Genomic DNA, 18,305 nt, shown 5'->3' with positions numbered 1-18,305 from the left:
AACATTTAACAGACATGAAAAAAATCGTTTTAACCTACGGCCTTATTGCAGGAGGTATTTCTGTAATCGGGTATTTGTTTACCTTTATATCGGGCGGGCTACATAACGGGCAGGCCATGCTTATCGGCTTTGCCAGCATGCTGCTTGCGTTCTCGCTTATTTTTGTGGCTACGGTACAGTACCGCAAATCGCAGGGAGGCGCGGTGAGCTTCAGAGATGCATTTTTAATTGGCATTTACATTTCGCTTATTGCCTCCACGGTATATGTGCTGGTATGGCTGTACAACCTGTACAATGTGTACCCCGACTTTGCCAAAACCTACGCAGCCGAATGCCTGAAAGGGCTTAAGACAAGCGGTGCATCAGCAGAGAAAATCGCAGCCGCAACCGCCGAAATGGACCAGTTTGTTACCGACTACAAAAAACCGTGGTATGTAATATTGTGGACGTACATAGAGATACTGCCCATCGGGATTATAGTATCTATAATAAGCGCGCTTATCCTGATGAGGAAAAAAAAGCCTCAAATGGCTGAAGCTTGAACATCTTGAGACAGCAACGCTAAATAACTTTAAACCTTAAACTTGGAACTAAAAAAATATGGCAAGAATAACAGGATTCGGCGGATTGTTTTTCCGCGCGAAAGACCACAAGGCACTGGCGCAGTGGTATGAAAACCTTCTGGGGGTAAACGGTATGGCATGGCAACAGGAAGCCGGGCCTACAGTATTTGCCCCGTTTAAGGAAGACACCGGCTACTTTGGCAGCGATACCCAGCAGTTTATGATCAACTTCCGGGTGGAAGGGCTTGATGCACTACTGGAAAAACTGAAGGCCGACGGCGTACGCATAGACGACGACCGCCAGGAAATGGAGTACGGCAAGTTTGCCTGGATATACGACCCCGAAGGCAATAAGATAGAGCTTTGGGAGCCTGCCACCGAGTAGGTTCTTATTTGGTTTAGCTATTAATTTACAGCCCTATACGATGGCGCGGATTTTTAATCCGTGCCTTTTGTTTTTATCCTTTCTTGTAATGCACGGATTGAAAATCACAAGTGTTCGAAAACATTTCAATAGTAGTTCCGTTATCTTAGTACTGTAAAACCAACAATCATGCGCATACTTGTTATTGCTTTCATCATGCTGCTCACAGCCTGCAGGCAGGATAAAAATCAAATTAACCTGATAGAAAAACACAAGGTTTCTGAACCTATTGCCGCAGGGGTTAAATATTATTATACCGGAAATCAGCAGGGATTTAAACGCATCCCCTACAGCCTGGGCTATGATTATCTTGATACGATTGCAAAGAAGCTTATCCCAGACCCTAAATGGCAATATTGGGCTTATGTAGGTTTTAGAGAATCTGATGGGTATAACCCCGATGTATTTACCATAATATCAGAAGGCGGAGATTTAAAATACAGGAAGCATACCAAAAAACTTCCTGAAAATCATGGCTTTTTTCATGGTTGTCACCCCCATTTTTGCAGCAATTTTGTAGTAACAATACAAAACGATAGTGTGCATTACATTACTACTGAAGAGACTTTTCGTGATTTTATAGGCAATGTAAACAACCTGGAAGAAGCTATGCTACTGGCTAAAACTTATGGATATATTCTGGGTGACAGTATAATTTCTGCCCGCTACAGAATAACAAACAACAACTACGAGATGAACCTGCGAAGAGCCCAGGATCCTGTAGAATCGCGTTTTGAACCAAAATCAGAAGCAGCCGAAGTTGTTGTTACGCCAAAAGGATTAGTTAAAACAAAAAGCCTTGGTACATATTGTAAAGGGATAAATTGTTACTAACAGCAGAAAACAAATTTAGATAAAAACCATCACTACATTCTTCCGATAACACTTTTAGTTACAAATCACAATAACATAAACTTGGTGTAAATTCGTGAAATTCGTGGCTTTAATGTTATATTAGCATCTCGAACCAATCGGAAACAATCATGCCTGAAAACATTATACAGACGGATGGCCTTACCTTCCACTACTCTAAGGGCAGGAAAGCCCTGGACAACGTTTCTTTAAACATCCCGAAAGGGGCAATATACGGCTTCCTGGGGCCGAACGGCGCGGGTAAAAGTACCACTATGCGCCTGCTTACGGGCATCCTCGCCGAGCAGCAATCTTCCATAAAGCTGTTTGGCCAACCGCTACAGGAGCAAATGCCTGCCGTGTTTCACCGTATAGGCTCACTGGTAGAAAGCCCTGCCCTGTACCTGCACCTCAGCGGGCAGGACAACATGCGCTACATAGCCCGCCTGCGGAACATCCCCGAAAGCAAAATATCCGAAGCACTGGAACTGGTAAACCTGCACCGCGATGCCCACCGCAAAGCCAGGCAGTATTCGCTGGGTATGAAACAACGCCTTGCCATAGCTATGGCACTGCTGGGCGAACCCGAGCTGCTTTTGCTGGACGAACCCGTAAACGGCCTTGACCCTAACGGTATGCGCGACATTCGCCAGCTTTTGGTGAAACTGAATAAGGAAAAAGGCATTACAATATTTGTATCGAGCCACCTGCTGGCCGAAGTAGAGCGTATGTGTACCCATGTGGGTATTATAAGCCACGGCAAGTTGCGCTTTGAGGGTACCATAGGCGAACTGGCCTCTGCATCGGGAGCATGCCGTGTGCAGCTTACCCTTAACGATGCAGCCGGCTGGCATACCAAACTCCTTGCCGACCACCCGGACGTAATTCGCGAAGCCGAAAACCAGTTGCTCCTGGAATTACCGGGGCGCGATGATATCCCTGCGTTTTTGCGTAAGCTGGTTACTGCCGGTGCCGATGTGTACGAACTGAAAGTACTGAACGGCCTTGAAGAATGGTTTATGTCGCTAATCAACCAAAAATAAAACCACCCGATTATGAATACGTTTATAACAGCCCTTAAGGGCGAATACATAAAAAAGAAAGGCACCGGGCTGTTTTGGCTTGCTGCCGGTATGGGGGCTTTTATGCCCATAGTATATGCAATTGTGATGATTGTACAATACACCATGGGCAGCGAAAATGCCGATGCCATACCCTACAACTATTTCACCAAAATAATAGAGGAAATGCTGGCCGGGTACGCTCAGTTTTTCTACCCGCTGTTCATTATTATTGCCGTGAGCCGAATTACCCAGACCGACCACCGCAACGGCGGCTGGCAGCTTATGGAAACCCAGCCCATTAAGCGTTGGGATATATACAGCGCCAAGCTTACCATGATACTTACGGCCAACCTCATCTCTATACTGTCGCTTATTATTATGAGCTATGTGGGCGGGGGCATTACGTTGCTGTTTACCGAAGCACCCAAGGCAGCCACCTTTGGCTTTGAGGCCGGTGCCGTACTGAAGATAATACTGAGGCTGTTTGTAACCGGGTTGTTTTTTACCGCCCTGCAATACATGGTTTCGGTGCTTATACCCAGCTTTGTGTGGAGCATCCTCATCGGCTTTTTTATGCTGCTGGGTTACCTGTTCCTTTCGTTGTTTAAGGTACTGCCGGCGTGGTACCCACTTAACGTAATAGGCCACGTAGCTGATTTTGCAAAGGGCAGCGAACTGGGTTACCCCATTACCATAACCGAACTGGCGTCGCTGGTTCTTGCATATCTTATGGTTTACATCGGCTTTAATTGGTACAGTCATAAAGGGCTAAAGCCTGCATTTTTTGGTAACGGAAAACGCATTGGGGTATTCATTGCAACACTGGTTGTAACCCTGGGTATAACAGCTTTTATGTTTACACCAAAAACCACTGACCGCTATACCAAAACCATAATTAGCGGCAATATTGACAGCAAAAGCCAATGCCACAGCATAGTAATTACCGACGTATTTATTAACGATACGGTAGCGATAATCCCTGTAACCGATAATAAATTCCATTATGAAATAAAGGAAGAAGTACCTCTGGACTTGTACCGTTTTACATTGGATAACGGCCTAAACGGCAACTTCTCTTTTGGCGCTAAGGACAGCATTTACCTGAATATAAAACAATACGGCAAAGCCCTGGAAGCCAAGCTAACCGGCACAAGGATGGCCGAAAACGCATTTGACGAAAAGCAGCCGCCGGCATTCAGCGTGGTGCAGTACTACCTTGAGTCTAACGATAACTTAGAAAACGTAGAGGTTTTCAGCAGCCAATTATATAAGGAGTGGAAAGACGATATGGATGAAACCAGTAAGTTCCGTACTGCCGATAATTATATACCGGGGCCTGATTATATAAACAAGCTGAAACAGCAGCGTACACTTACCTTTTTAAATTACTGGCAGGAGTACCTGAAAAAGCGCAAGGTGATGTTCCCCGGCAAAGCCACTCCTGAGAATGCAGATATTGCTTCGATTAAAAAAATGGTGCCGCTTGATGACGCAGCGATGCTGAGTAGTGAAGCCTATTTTAGCTATGTACGCAGCCTGATGATTTTTAAGGATGAAACCGATACCGATGAAAATACCAAATCACTGCACGCCATAGCCAAACTGAAACCGGGCATCTTTAAAGACAAAATGCTGGTATGGCAACTACGCAGCAGCCTTCGTGAAGCCAGTGATCCATTGGAACGTGAAAACCTGATTAAGGATTATGCCCACACGTTTACTAACGGGCACTTTACCCAAAATGTACTGGCACTGAACAAAACCCTGGGAGGTATAGACAAAGGCAAGCCTGCCCCTGCAATAGCCCTTGCCGGGCTTGACGGTAAACCTGCTTCTCTGGAACAGTTTAAAGGAAAATACCTGGCTATAGATGTATGGGCTACCTGGTGCGGTCCGTGTAAGGCTGAATCGCCTTACTTTGAAAAACTGGCTATTAAGTACAAAGGAGAAAACATACAGTTTGTAGCCATAAGCACCGACCAGCAGCAGGATAAATGGTACCTTGATGCCAAACTGAAAAGCAAAAGCGTACTGCAACTGCACAGCAATGACGGCGATAAGTTTGGTGAAGATTACGACATACAGGGCATTCCGCACTTTATACTGATAGATGACAAAGGAAATATAGTGAATGCAGCGATGCCGCGCCCAAGCGAAAAAACCTTTGAGCAGGTTATCCGCCGCGAACTGGGCATGAAGGAGTTGTAATATACTCTTGCATTTAATAATTTACAGTCCGTTTTTATACACAGAGACGTTGCCATGCAGCGTCTCTACAACAAAACATAAATATTTTGGAACTCAGCATACAAACCCCTGCCCTGCTTTTTTCGGCCACATCGCTTATACTGCTGGCCTATACTAACCGTTTCCTAACCATAGCGGGTATAGTGCGCGGGCTTAAAGTAAGCTACGAGCAAAACCAGACCAAAAGCATACTGCTGGAAATAGCCAACCTAAACAAGCGCCTCACCCTGATACGCCACATGCAGATGTATGGCGTACTGAGTCTGTTCTTTTCAGTATTTGCCATGATGCTGTTGTTCTTCGGTATAGAAAACTGGGGCGCTTATACCTTTGGCCTTAGCCTGTTATTACTGTTGGCCTCGCTGGGGGTTTCGTTTTGGGAAATCAGTATTTCGGTAAAAGCACTACGCATCCACCTAAGCGACCTTATAGAAGAAGCGGAACAGCACCGGAAATAGTTTACAGTTTTCAGGATCAGTTTTCAGTTTATTCAATCTTAGCGCCTTTACAAAAAATAAATCAAAAATGGCTGCCCGGTAACGAGCAGCCATTTTCTTTGGAATATTTAGAATTGGGGCATTTACAGCTTTATAAGTTTCAGCGTGCTGTGGGTACCGCCCTGCCCTGCTTCTACAAAGTAAGTACCTGCCGAAAAGCTTGCGGTATCTACGGTAGTTTGCAGTGCGCCGTTGCAGGCTTTGCTTAGCAATACTTTACCGGTAATGTCATAAATCTTCACCGTATCTATACCGTTTACAGAAACAATATTCACATTGCCCGATGCAGGGTTCGGATATAGTGTAAAGGCTTTTGCTATAACTTCAGGGTTAGTAAGCGTGGCCACAAACTCGGTAGTAAACGTATTGGTATCTACCACAGGGTTAAAGTCGAAATAGATTCCTGCCGATGCCGGTATCATGTCGCCCACCTGCCTGCCCGGTAACGGCTTCACTTTAAAATATACATAACCATTGCTTCCGGCCTCATTATCTTCGGCGGCAGGCAGCATAATATTGTCAAACTTCCAGCTAAGGCTGCTTCCGGTGCGGTCCAGCTCATAGCTGTGGCTGCTGCTTAGCATGGTAAGCGTTGAGGCATCTATCTGCACATCCAGCACTTCTTCTATACGCACATTATGTGCCGGGGCAGTACCAAGGTTTTGGAAACGGATGGTATAGTACAGGTAGTCATCATCAGTAAAGGCAGCCGCTTCAATTTCGCGCCCGTGCGATTCGGTAATGTCGTTAGGGTCGTAAGAAGCCACAATTTCCTGTGTAAGTTCAGCTACGTTATCTGCAGGCGTAAGGTCATTTTCAGGCACCGTGATTGAAGCCGAACAGGTAGCAAGCTGGCCCAGTTCTACCTCCGGTATGGCAGGTACACTTATTGTAACAGTTATGTAACGGGTTTCCTGCGGAAGCAGGTCGGTAAACGGAAACTCAAAGCCTGTGGTTGTAGTAGTGGCTATACTGCCCGGATAAATATCGGTAATGGTATAAGCCGCATCGTTTGTAAACGTTACCGTACCCGATACCGGTACTGCGCCCTGGTTGCTGTATGCAAGAAGCAGCGTGTGGCTAAAACCTGCCAAAGGCGCACTGCCGGGTATTATATGCACGTTAAGGTCGTTATACGGTTGCAACAGTGTAATGGCAAAATCATAGGTTTGTATGCTGCCTGCCACTTGCGGGTTGATGCCCTGGTAAGAAGCCGGGCTTACCGAATAGTAGCTTGTATAAGGCTCCGGTATGCTGTAGCTGAAATCATAGCTGGCTGTAGCGCTTTCATCGTACAGGGTTACAAACCCGTCTGAATCGGTAATGTTGTGTACATCTCCACTACTGTTCGCCTCATAACTCAAGATACCGTAAGGGAAACCGTTTTCATCAATATCGCGCACGCCATTAGCATTGGCATCTATAAAAGCATTGATGTTTATGCCCGAGCAGCCTATAACACCTGTGCTGTTCAACAGACTTTCTATGGTGATAAACCCCGCACTGCCGTTAAAATTGGTTATCATAAGCAGGTAATATTCGCCTGCCTGTGCGTAAGGCACATCAAGCTGTTCTGTAGCCGAAGCGGAGTAGCTGCAGTCCACAATATTATTGTCTCCCATAATACTACACATACCATCAGGTGAGGTAAATGGCCCATAGCAGATAAAGTCGACATCTATGGGGGCACCAGTGTCAGACACCTGGTTCATAACAAATGCCAGGGGGCCACTTTGTTCCACACTGAAATAAAACCAGGCAGGGTTAGGTTGTGAATAAAGGCAACCCACAAGTTGGGGGTTTTGTCCGGCAGGTATGCCGGTTGTATTAGGGAACGGTACACCCAATGACCCGCATAGTGAATACGCTTCTTCGCAGGTAGCTGCATTCTGGGCAAAAACCAACGGGCTAACAATAAAAAGCAAAAGGAGTAAAATCTTTTTCATATGTATTAGGTAATGGTTTGTTTAATATAGACATAAATTTATGCAAAAGGTTGCGTATAAGCATAAAAAAAATCCTGCAAATAATGCAGGATTTTAATATTTTAAGAAAAATGGTATGAATTAACCCTTCAGCCATGCATTACGCAGTGCAGCTTTAGAAGCATCAGTACCTTTCCATGTGTTTACTTCTTCAGTAGGAAGGACAACTTTGCCTTTAACTACCTGCTCTTTGCCGTCGCGTTTTATCTTCACACTGATGTCCTCGCCGCCTTTCCAGCCGATGCTAAGGGTTATCAGGTCATAAATGTTGTCAAGGTTGTAAGCAGTGCCGTTTATTTCAAGCAGTGCATCGTTCTTTTGTATGCCCAGTGTTTTGTAGAAAGCGTTTGGCTCAAGGTCAGGCCTTAGCAGTATCGTTTTTGTAGAACGGTCTACAGTAATGGTAGGCTCCTGCATGTTGATAAGGAACGGGTTGCCTGTTTTGCTGGTTTTAGCCTCGCTTACACCCATTTTGGCAAAAAACTGCTCGTATGGTATAGCGGTGTTACCCGATACGTATGTTTTAAGGAATTCGCCCACAGCAGGGTATGTAATAGAAGTTATCTTATCGAAAAGTTCGCTGTCGTTAAACGGCTTGTTATTGCCGTAGGTTTTGCTCAGCTCAGCCATAAGGCTAAGGATTCCGCGCTTACCGTTACTCTGCTCACGCAGGGTAATGTCAAGGCACATTGCTATAAGCGCACCTTTTTCGTATACGTTGTTGTACTGGTCTTTGTAGCCCGGCTCCAGCACGTTTTTACTCATAGTGGTAAACGGCATAGTGTCGTTGTACTTGCGTGAGTGTGCTATTTTCTCAGCCATACGGTTGTAGAAAGCCTCCTCATCTATAAGCCCCTGGTTTATCTGGAACAGGTTAGCGAAGTACTCGGTAATACCCTCGTACATCCACAGGTGCTCACTCATTTTAGGGTTGTTGAAATCGAAATACTGTATTTCCTTACTGTGTACGCTAAGCGGGGTAACAATGTGGAAAAACTCGTGCGATACGATATCCTTAAAGTTTTCGGCAAGTTCTTCTATGTCCATCATTTCAGGCATCACCACCGTAGTACAGGTAGGGTGCTCCAATGCTCCAAAGCCGTTTGCATCGTTATCACCCATCTGAGAAAGGTAGATAAGCACTGCATATTTTTTGTTGCTGTTTATAGGGCCAAGGAATTTCTTCTGGGCGCGCATTGTTTTTTCCAGCATCGGGGTTACATCGGCAGCTTTTACTTTGCCTGTAGGCGAATATACCGCAATGATAATCTCCATGCCATCGGCAGTAAAGGTGGTATAATCAGGCTTGCTGTACATAACCGGGAACTCGGTAAGCTCGTGGTAGCGCGATGTTTTAAACTCGTCTATCGTAGCCGATGCATTGCTGTCAGTCATACTTGTAGCGCCCCAAAGCTCTGCCGGGTGCATTACGGTAACGGTATACGGGGTTTCGGTCTTACCTTCAAAGTAGCCTACGAAGCCGTGAGTGTTCAGCATGAAGTTTTTACCTGCATCTATATTAGTACCCGATGGTGAAAAGATAGGGTCTTCCTTTTCTTTTTCGTTATCATAGCTGTCGTTTACCAGGTAGGTAATTTTGGCCAGCTTTTTAGCATCTTCTATTTTCCAAGAGTTTACATCGGGCTGGGTTACGGTAAGTTCCTTGCCTTTTTTGTCAAAGGCTTTAAGGCCTTCTATAAACGTACCGTAGTTATCGGCACTATAGGTCCCGGGTACTGTTTTTGGGATAAAGTAGGTTACCGTAGCCGATTTTATAGCATCGGGGATTACTGTTACCTGGACTTTGTCGTCCTTTACATTGGTAAGGTCTATGGCTACCTTAATGTCGCCGCCTTTTTGTGCATAAGCCAGGCCGCCCAGTGTAAGGGATAAGGCCAGTGTACAGATAAATTTATTCATGATCTATGTTTTCTTGCCAATATGTATAGCGATTGGCTTTTTTGTTACGGCTAAAGATAAAAAAAAGTGTGCAACTTCAAAACAGAACCTCATTTTCAGTTTGCAGTCTCAGTTTGCAGTTTATACCCTGAGCCAAATGACACCTGAGGGTTTAGTTTGAACAGATAAAGTAAATCCACTAACTAACAAAAATGCCCACACTTTTCAGCGTGGGCATTTGTATATAAAAGCAATACTTATTCTTAGTGGGCGCTTGCTGCAATAAGGTTTAGTGCACTACCGGCCTTAAACCATTCTATTTGACCTGCGTTGTAGCTGTGGTTAGCAATGATGTTTTCCACACTGCCATCGGCATGTACAACCTGAAGCGTTAGCGGCTTGCCCGGTGCAAATTCTACAAGGTCGATAAAGTTGAATGTATCATCTTCCTGTATTTTGTCGTAATCAGCCTCATTGGCAAAAGTAAGCGCAAGCATACCCTGCTTTTTAAGGTTGGTTTCGTGGATACGTGCAAATGACTTCACAAGAACCGCCTTAACACCAAGGTGGCGCGGCTCCATGGCAGCGTGCTCACGGGATGAACCTTCACCATAGTTGTGGTCGCCCACTACTATTGTTGGTACACCTGCAGCTTTATAAGCGCGCTGTACAGCCGGAACTGCATCATAAGCACCTGTAAGCTCGTTCTTTACATTATTTGTCTTTTGGTTGTATGCGTTAACGGCACCGATAAGCATGTTGTTAGAAATGTTATCAAGGTGGCCACGGAAACGCAACCATGGACCTGCCATAGAAATGTGGTCTGTAGTACACTTACCGAACGCTTTAATAAGCAGCTTGGCACCCATAATGTTCTCACCATTCCACGGAGTGAACGGGTCAAGCAGCTGAAGGCGCTCAGATGTAGGGCTTACTGCAACCTGGACAGAACTACCGTCGGCAGCCGGAGCCTGGTAACCGGGGTCTTCAGCATCAAAACCTTTCGGAGGAAGTTCGTTCCCTGTTGGTTCGTCAAGCATTACTTCTTCGCCGTTCTCGTTGATAAGCTTGTCTGTAAGCGGATTAAAGCCAAGGTCACCGGCAATGGCAAGCGCCGTTACAAGCTCCGGAGAGCCTACAAACGCAAGCGTGTTAGGGTTACCGTCGGCACGCTTAGAGAAGTTACGGTTAAATGAATGGACGATAGTGTTACGTTCCTCTTTCTCGGCACCTTCCCTGTCCCACATACCGATACACGGGCCACATGCATTGGCAAATACAGTACCGCCAATTTTATCAAAAGTTTCAATAAAACCATCGCGCTCTATGGTAGAACGCACTACCTCAGAACCCGGGGTAATGGTAAATTTCGCTTTTGTTTTAAGTTTCTTCTCGGCAACCTGCCTGGCAAGTGAAGCCGAACGTGAAATATCTTCGTAAGAAGAGTTGGTACAAGAACCGATAAGTCCTACCTGTACCTGTAGCGGCCAGTTGTTTTTGGCAGCCTCTTCCCTCATTTTAGAGATAGGCGTAGCCAAATCCGGGGTGAAAGGACCGTTAAGGTGCGGCTCAAGCTCAGAAAGGTTAATTTCTATCACCTGGTCAAAGTACTGCTCAGGGTTGGCATATACTTCGGCATCACCTGTAAGGTAAGCAGCCACTTTGTCAGCAGCATCAGCCACATCGGCACGGTTAGTGGCACGAAGGTAACGGCCCATAGACTCGTCATAACCAAAAGTAGATGTAGTAGCACCTACTTCGGCACCCATGTTACAAATGGTACCTTTACCGGTACATGACATAGATGTGGCACCTTCGCCAAAATATTCTACAATAGCGCCGGTACCGCCTTTTACGGTAAGGATACCTGCTACTTTAAGGATTACGTCTTTAGGGGCAGTCCAGCCGCTTAGCTTACCGGTAAGTTTTACACCGATAAGTTTCGGAAATTTAAGTTCCCAGGCCATACCGCTCATTACGTCTACAGCATCGGCACCACCCACACCTATGGCAAGCATACCAAGGCCGCCTGCGTTTACCGTGTGAGAATCGGTACCTATCATCATACCGCCCGGAAATGCATAGTTTTCTAGCACTACCTGATGGATGATACCGGCACCCGGTTTCCAGAACCCAATGCCATATTTGTTAGAAATTGAAGACAGGAAGTCAAAAACCTCATTGCTCTGCTCTTTGGCACGCTTAAGGTCGGTAGCAGCATCTACTTTCGCCTGTATAAGGTGGTCACAGTGTACTGTGGTAGGAACGGCTACTTTGGCTTTGCCGGCATGCATAAACTGCAATAGGGCCATCTGGGCGGTAGCATCCTGGCAGGCAACCCTGTCCGGTGCAAAGTCCACATAATCTTTCCCCCTTGTAAACGCCTGTGAAGGAGTTCCCTCCCACAGGTGAGAGTACAGGATTTTTTCAGAAAGTGTAAGCGGACGTCCTACCAGCTCACGTGCTTTGTCCACACGCTCAGCCAGATTTTCATACACCTTTTTGATCATTTCAATATCAAAAGCCATATCTCTATAATTTAATATTATACTTTATTTTTCCTGACAGTAAAAGGCACTAAAATTATGCCAACTGCTTACTGGCAGGTGAGAATTTAGTCAGGTCGATACCTTCAACCGCCGTTTTGTATTCGTTGATGGTTGGGATACGTCCTAAAATTGCCGACAGTACAACAACCGGTGTAGAAGCAAGTAGCGATTCGCCTTTTTTGCGCTCGGTATCTTCCACCACACGGCCTTGGAAAAGACGTGTAGAAGTAGCCATTACCGTATCGCCTTTCGCCGCTTTTTCCTGGTTACCCATACAAAGGTTACAACCCGGGCGCTCCAGGTACATCATATTCTCATATTCTGTACGGGCTGTATTTTTAGGCAGAAGGTCGCTAAACTCAAAGCCTGAATACTTCTGTAGTAAATCCCAGTCGCCTTCAGCTTTCAGCTCATCAATAATGTTATACGTAGGCGCAGCCACAACAAGAGGTGCATTAAACTTCACTTCGCCTTGCTGTTCTTCCAGGTTTTTAAGCATTTGGGAAACGATTTTCAAATCGCCTTTGTGAACCATACAAGAACCTACAAAGCCCAAATCAACTTTTTTGTCGTTACCGTAGTAAGAAATAGCACGGATAGTATCGTGTGTATAGCGTTTAGAAACGTCTTCGTTGTTTACATCCGGGTCAGCAATCATTGGTTCTTCTATTACATCAAGGTCAATTACAACTTCGGCGTAATATTTTGCATTTTCGTCGGGAGTCAATACCGGCTTAGAACCCAGTTTTATCTCAGTGATCCTTGCATTTGCTTTATCAATCAAACCTTGCAGTACCTGGTTGTGGTTGTCCATACCTTTATCAATCATGATCTGGATCCTGCTCTTAGCAATTTCCAGTGACTCAATAAGGGTATTGTCCTGCGAAATACAGATTGAAGCTTTCGCCTTCATTTCCGCAGTCCAGTCTGTAAAGGTAAAGGCCTGGTCAGCCAGTAGTGTACCGATGTGTACTTCTATAATTCTGCCCTGGAACACGTTTTCACCGTCAAATTGCTGAAGCATTTGCGCCTGTGTAGCGTGAACCACATCGCGGAAATCCATGTGCTGTTTCATTTCACCTTTAAAGGTTACTTTTACCGACTCAGGGATTGGCATTGAAGCCTCACCAGTAGCCAGCGCAAGTGCCACAGTACCTGAATCGGCACCGAAAGCGACACCTTTAGACATCCTGGTATGCGAGTCGCCACCAATGATAATCGCCCACTCGTCTACGGTAATATCGTTAAGCACTTTGTGGATAACGTCGGTCATTGAATGGTACACGCCTTTAGGGTCGCGGGCGGTAATCACACCGAAATCATTCATGAACTTCATCAGTTTCGGGATGTTTGCCTGCGCTTTTTTGTCCCAAACCGAAGCCGTGTGGCAACCTGACTGGTATGCACCGTCTACGCTTGGCGAAATCACCGTTGCAGCCATAGACTCCAGCTCCTGCGCGGTCATAAGGCCTGTAGTATCCTGTGAACCTACAATGTTTACCTTAACGCGAACATCTGAACCTGCGTACAGTAGTTTGCCCGGCGTTACACCTACTGCATTTTTATTGAATATTTTTTCAACCGCAGTAAGGCCCTGCCCTTCTATAGAAATTTCTTTTGAAGGTGCAAATACCGTTGGTGCTTCAATACCCAGAGTCTGGGCAGCGAATGTTTGTATTTTTTTACCAAATACCACAGCGTAAGAACCGCCGGCTTTGATAAATTCTAATTTTTGCGGCGTGAACGATTTAGAAAGGTCAATCAGTTCCTGGTCGCCGTGATATAGTTTTTTCTTCTTTGTATTAATGGTTAATACCGTTCCGCTAGCTACAGAGTAAACCTCCTCCAGCACCGGCTCACCTTTTTCGTTCCGTACAAGGTTACCGTCGGCATCGTGTTTTTTAACCCAGTTTTTAAGGTCGATACCTATACCACCTGTAACGTCTACGGTTGTAAGGAAAATTGGCGAAATACCGTTAGTTCCGCCCACAATAGGCGCGATGTTTACAAACGGGATGTATGGGCTGGCCTGCTTACCGGTCCAAAGCGCCACGTTGTTTACACCCGACATACGCGATGAACCTACACCCATGGTGCCCTTTTCGGCAATAAGCATGATGCTTGCATCAGGGAACTTCGTTTGGTAATCTTTGATTTCCTGTTGCTGTTCCGGCGTCATCATACACAAACCGTGCAGTTCGCGGTCTGAGCGTGAGTGTGCCTGGTTACCCGGCGAAAGTAAATCGGTAGAAATATCACCTTCGGCAGCAATGTAGGTAACCACTTTTATTTCTTCAGGTACCTCCGGAAGCTGAGTAAAGAACTCTGCCTTCGCGTAGCTTTCCAGTATTTCTTTTGCAATTGAATTTCCGCTTGTATAAGCCGCTTTCAAACGGTCTGTGTCAGCCTCGTAAAGGAACACCTGTGTTTTAAGCACATCTGCCGCATGTTTTGCGATAGCGATGTCATGGCCAAGGGCTAAATCAAGCAATACCTCGATTGATTTACCGCCTTTCATGTGCGACAGTAATTCGAAAGCAAACTCAGGTGTAATTTCAGCAACTACAGCCTGGCCAAGGATGATTTCCTTTAAGAATTTTGCTTTTACAGCTGCCGCAGGCGTAGTACCCGGCAGCGTGTTATAAATAAAGAACTTAACAGAATCTGCTCTGTCCGGATTCTCTGTATCTTTTATCTGGGCAATAATTTCACTTGTTAATTCTGCTCCGTCTATTGGTTTTGGGTGAAGTCCCTGGGCTTTTCTTTCCTCAATTTCTTTGATGTATTCCTTGTAAATATTATCGAAAGCCATACTTAAATCTTTATGTTCGTTTGTTAAAAAAGTCTGTAAATTTACTCAAACTTATTTCAATTAAAAAATTTTTATTGTTTCTTTAGAATGGCAAAATTATTATTTATAAACATTCTACTTTAGTGAGGATAATTCAAAAGTTTTATGTTAAAGCAGGGTTTGGTTAGGAATTATCATTAATTTAACCTCATATTGCCAAAATATAAAAATTCTGCCTAAAATCATACATTTGCTGCAAATAGCACCAACGGTTTTATTGGGTAAAACGACTGCTAAAACGATATAGCAATACAAAAATACTTACACGAATTTTACTGACGGTTATTTCTTTACACTGAAATAACGGTTGTAGTACACCATAGCCGCCGCCATAAGCAAACTGAAGCCAAAAAAACCGAACTGTATGGCATAAAACGAACCGAAGCCATCGCCGCCGGTAGCGGTTTCTGAGTACGAAATCCAGGAAGTGATAAGCATGTACCCCGACACAATAACAAACAAAATACCGTACAGGAAACCCGTGGTTTTGTTATTAGTAAACAGCTGTGCCGCCAATGCTATAAACAACGCAATGCACGGGTAGTTTATAATGCCAAGGCTGTCGTATTCCTGTAAAAACCAGAATACAGTAAACAGTATAAAATATATTGCAGGGGCAAAACGCAGGAGTTTGTTCATTTTTAATGCATTAAAAAAGGGCTGAGTTGCCCACTCTTCCATTTCGACTGAAGCGTAGCGGAATGGAGAAATCTCTATTTTGCTTTAGATTTCTAGGCTTCACTGCGTTTCGCTCGACCCGAGGGCGTAAGCCCGAACTGGCGTAGCAAATGGAAAACACCGCAAATATAAGATTTTATACCGTAATCCCTGTAGCAGGCGCAACAGTGTTGCTTTTCTGTAGCCCATATTTCAGCAGCATGCCAAGGCCGGTAAGTACCGAAAGCAAGAAGAAGCCCAAACCCGTATACAAAAAACGCGTACCGGCTGGGTCACCCTCAGGGAAATCCCTGTACTCCGAAACCACCGCCAGCATCATGTAAAAAGAGAACAACGTAAGCGTTGCACCCATGGTAAGGCCCAGTACCCTTTTGCTGAAAACCATCTGAAACAACATTACCGCTATAACAAACAGGGCGATGTAATTTACCGAATCGTTTACGGTAAAATTCTCGTAAGCCCAGTATGTGGCAAGGGCCGTAAAAAACAATTCCGGGAATAGTAAAAGGTATTTCTTCATGATTGTTGCTATTTGGTTACATAAAATAACAACTTAATTTTCAATAATTTATTATCATGAAAAGTTTTTTTTCACACCATTTATATTGCATTTAAACAGTCTAATATTTAATACCTACAAGGTCTTAAAGACCTTGTAGGAAACCAAACATTCCTATCCGCACCCTAACCTGGAAGGTTTTTCCAACCTTGTAGGTTTCCTATATTACACCAAATAAAAAAAGCTGTCTTAAAACAGCTTTTTGATTATATTATTCTCTTCTAATTGGTTTTACTGGTTCTACAGGCTCATCAACGAACAATTTTGAAAAAAAATTTTTTGATTTAAACTCTTTTAGCTCTTCATTGTAATGAGTCATTTCAGAATTGTATATTTTCATTGCAGCGGCATGTTCAGCATCTAGCCTATCCTCCCTCCGTTTTTCTGCCAACTCATGAGAATCAATGAACTCTTGTGTATCAATAGCCTTTGTAAAATTATCAATTATTTCCCGGTAGTCACTCTCCACGTCATACATAATGATTCTGATGATGTACAAAAAAATCTCTTCAGTCTTTTTATATTTACAACCAAGCTCCGCATCAGTTAGTAGGTTATCAATTAACTCATTTAATTCAGAATTGATCTCAAGCAATTCTTCAAACTCTTTACGATTGACATTGTCAGAATTACTCCGAGTTTCTTTATCAATTCGTTTTCCCTCTTCAATCATTGACGAAGTAAAGCCTATTAGGGCTTCAATACCCATTTTTGCAATTTCTCCTTTTTGTTCTCTTGTACCCCAAGCCATTTATATATTATTTTTGATTGGTTATAATGCTGGTGAATGTTTGCCTTTTGATGTTCCATTTGGATGACGAGAACACAAACTATTGGTCAAACTTGAAATTGAAGAATTAGAAGTTCCGCAATATTTACAAGTATATTTAGATTTTTCACTTCCTTCGTATAATTTATGCTTACCCTTAGATGTTCCTAAAGGATGACGGGAACATAAACTACTGGTTAAACTTGAAACACTTGAACTTTTAGCTCCACAATATTCGCAATAAAAATTTGTCATTGGTTGTCAGATTTATTTTATTAAAAATAGTAAAAAAATAAATCTAACTAACATTTTAAATAAATTTAATTACATAAAAAAAGCTGTCTTAAAACAGCTTTTTGATTATCGTTTCTTCGGTAATGCCCTCGGCATCGGCCTTGTAGTTTTTAATGATTCGGTGGCGCAGTACCCCGGTGGCTACCGCCTGTACATCCTCTATATCGGGGCTGTACTTGCCGGTAAGTGCGGCGTTGGCCTTGGCAGCAAGGATAAGGCTCTGTGAAGCGCGAGGCCCCGCACCCCAGTCCAGGTACGTCTTTACGTAATCGTTGCTCAGCGCATTGCCCGGGCGGGTTTTGTTCACCAGCTTCACAGCATACTCTATCACATTATCGGCTACCGGTATGCGGCGTATCAGGTGCTGGAACTCCACAATCTCCTCTGCGGTAAACAGCGGCGTTATCGTTACCTTATTATCGGCGGTGGTGCTTTTTACCACCTGTACTTCTTCTTCAAACGTAGGGTAATCCAGCTTTATGGCAAACATAAAACGGTCCAGCTGTGCCTCAGGCAGCGGGTAGGTTCCCTCCTGCTCTATCGGGTTTTGCGTAGCCAGTACAAAGTACGGCAGGCTCAGCTTGTGGTTTTCACCGGCTATGGTAACCGATTTTTCCTGCATCGCCTCCAGTAGTGCCGCCTGAGTTTTTGGCGGTGTACGGTTAATCTCGTCAGCAAGGATAATATTACTGAAAATAGGCCCCTTTATAAACTTGAAGTTACGGTTTTCATCCAGTATCTCGCTACCCAGTATGTCACTCGGCATAAGGTCGGGCGTAAACTGTATGCGCTTGAAATCAAGCCCCAGCGCCTGGCTGATGGTGTTTACCATAAGTGTTTTGGCAAGTCCGGGTACACCCACAAGCAGGGCATGCCCCCCCGAAAAGATGCTCAGCACTATCTGGTTTACCACTTCGTGCTGGCCCACGATTACTTTAGCTATTTCCTGTTTTAATGCGGCCTGTTTCTGTACTAAATTCTGTATCGCTGCTACGTCTGACATAGTTTCTGAATCGGTTTTTAAAAAATGAAGCTAAGGCTTGTACCTTAGCTTCAAACTTATAAATAATTTTA

At 44.4% G+C, this 18,305-nt stretch carries 15 protein-coding genes; 6 read left to right on the top strand and 9 right to left on the bottom strand.

Annotated elements, in window-relative coordinates:
* Window positions 1-14: 14 nt before the first annotated feature.
* From ACZIX4_RS17160 to ACZIX4_RS17135, 6 genes are all read left to right on the top strand, one after another.
* Window positions 15-542: a DUF4199 domain-containing protein gene (locus tag ACZIX4_RS17160; RefSeq protein WP_463336871.1), complete on the top strand. Its 528-nt coding sequence runs from the start codon at window positions 15-17 to the stop codon at window positions 540-542.
* Window positions 543-600: 58 nt separating this feature from the next.
* A complete protein-coding gene (locus ACZIX4_RS17155; protein ID WP_463336870.1) occupies window positions 601-948 on the top strand; it encodes a VOC family protein in 348 nt (115 codons plus the stop codon).
* A gap of 168 nt (window positions 949-1,116) precedes the next feature.
* Window positions 1,117-1,821: a hypothetical protein gene (locus ACZIX4_RS17150; protein ID WP_463336869.1), complete on the top strand. Its 705-nt coding sequence runs from the start codon at window positions 1,117-1,119 to the stop codon at window positions 1,819-1,821.
* A gap of 149 nt (window positions 1,822-1,970) precedes the next feature.
* Window positions 1,971-2,882 (top strand): ABC transporter ATP-binding protein, encoded by a 912-nt coding sequence (locus ACZIX4_RS17145; RefSeq protein ID WP_463336868.1) that lies wholly within the window; start codon window positions 1,971-1,973, stop codon window positions 2,880-2,882.
* A gap of 12 nt (window positions 2,883-2,894) precedes the next feature.
* Window positions 2,895-5,111, top strand: a complete 2,217-nt coding sequence (locus ACZIX4_RS17140) for a redoxin family protein (protein ID WP_463336867.1) — start codon at window positions 2,895-2,897, stop codon at window positions 5,109-5,111.
* Between the two features lie 86 nt (window positions 5,112-5,197).
* On the top strand, window positions 5,198-5,608 hold the full coding sequence (locus ACZIX4_RS17135; protein WP_463336866.1) for a DUF2721 domain-containing protein: 411 nt from the start codon (window positions 5,198-5,200) through the stop codon (window positions 5,606-5,608).
* A 122-nt stretch (window positions 5,609-5,730) separates the two neighbouring features.
* Here ACZIX4_RS17135 and ACZIX4_RS17130 read toward each other — a convergent pair whose 3' ends face one another.
* The 9 genes from ACZIX4_RS17130 to ACZIX4_RS17090 form a co-directional block, all read right to left on the bottom strand.
* The gene (locus ACZIX4_RS17130) at window positions 5,731-7,593 is read right to left on the bottom strand and encodes a T9SS type A sorting domain-containing protein (RefSeq protein WP_463336865.1); all 1,863 of its coding nucleotides are present in this window, start codon (window positions 7,591-7,593) and stop codon (window positions 5,731-5,733) included.
* A 120-nt stretch (window positions 7,594-7,713) separates the two neighbouring features.
* Window positions 7,714-9,552, bottom strand: coding sequence for a M61 family metallopeptidase (locus ACZIX4_RS17125; protein WP_463336864.1), 1,839 nt, complete (start codon window positions 9,550-9,552; stop codon window positions 7,714-7,716).
* A 242-nt stretch (window positions 9,553-9,794) separates the two neighbouring features.
* Window positions 9,795-12,059, bottom strand: coding sequence for an aconitate hydratase (locus tag ACZIX4_RS17120; RefSeq protein WP_463336863.1), 2,265 nt, complete (start codon window positions 12,057-12,059; stop codon window positions 9,795-9,797).
* Between the two features lie 55 nt (window positions 12,060-12,114).
* On the bottom strand, window positions 12,115-14,892 hold the full coding sequence (locus ACZIX4_RS17115; RefSeq protein ID WP_463336862.1) for a bifunctional aconitate hydratase 2/2-methylisocitrate dehydratase: 2,778 nt from the start codon (window positions 14,890-14,892) through the stop codon (window positions 12,115-12,117).
* 321 nt (window positions 14,893-15,213) lie between these two features.
* A complete protein-coding gene (locus ACZIX4_RS17110; protein WP_463336861.1) occupies window positions 15,214-15,570 on the bottom strand; it encodes a hypothetical protein in 357 nt (118 codons plus the stop codon).
* 175 nt (window positions 15,571-15,745) lie between these two features.
* A complete protein-coding gene (locus ACZIX4_RS17105; protein ID WP_463336860.1) occupies window positions 15,746-16,129 on the bottom strand; it encodes a hypothetical protein in 384 nt (127 codons plus the stop codon).
* Window positions 16,130-16,379: 250 nt separating this feature from the next.
* Window positions 16,380-16,919 carry a hypothetical protein gene (locus ACZIX4_RS17100; RefSeq protein ID WP_463336859.1) on the bottom strand — a complete coding sequence of 180 codons (540 nt, stop codon included), beginning with the start codon at window positions 16,917-16,919 and terminating at the stop codon, window positions 16,380-16,382.
* 21 nt (window positions 16,920-16,940) lie between these two features.
* Window positions 16,941-17,192: a hypothetical protein gene (locus tag ACZIX4_RS17095; protein ID WP_463336858.1), complete on the bottom strand. Its 252-nt coding sequence runs from the start codon at window positions 17,190-17,192 to the stop codon at window positions 16,941-16,943.
* 88 nt (window positions 17,193-17,280) lie between these two features.
* Window positions 17,281-18,234, bottom strand: a complete 954-nt coding sequence (locus ACZIX4_RS17090) for an AAA family ATPase (protein ID WP_463336857.1) — start codon at window positions 18,232-18,234, stop codon at window positions 17,281-17,283.
* Between the last annotated feature and the right edge of the window lie 71 nt (window positions 18,235-18,305).

It is taken from the genome of Flavobacterium niveum (genome assembly GCF_055231775.1).
The sequence above is the reverse complement of the archived record's forward strand: the minus strand, read 5'-3'. Positions and strand labels throughout refer to the sequence as shown.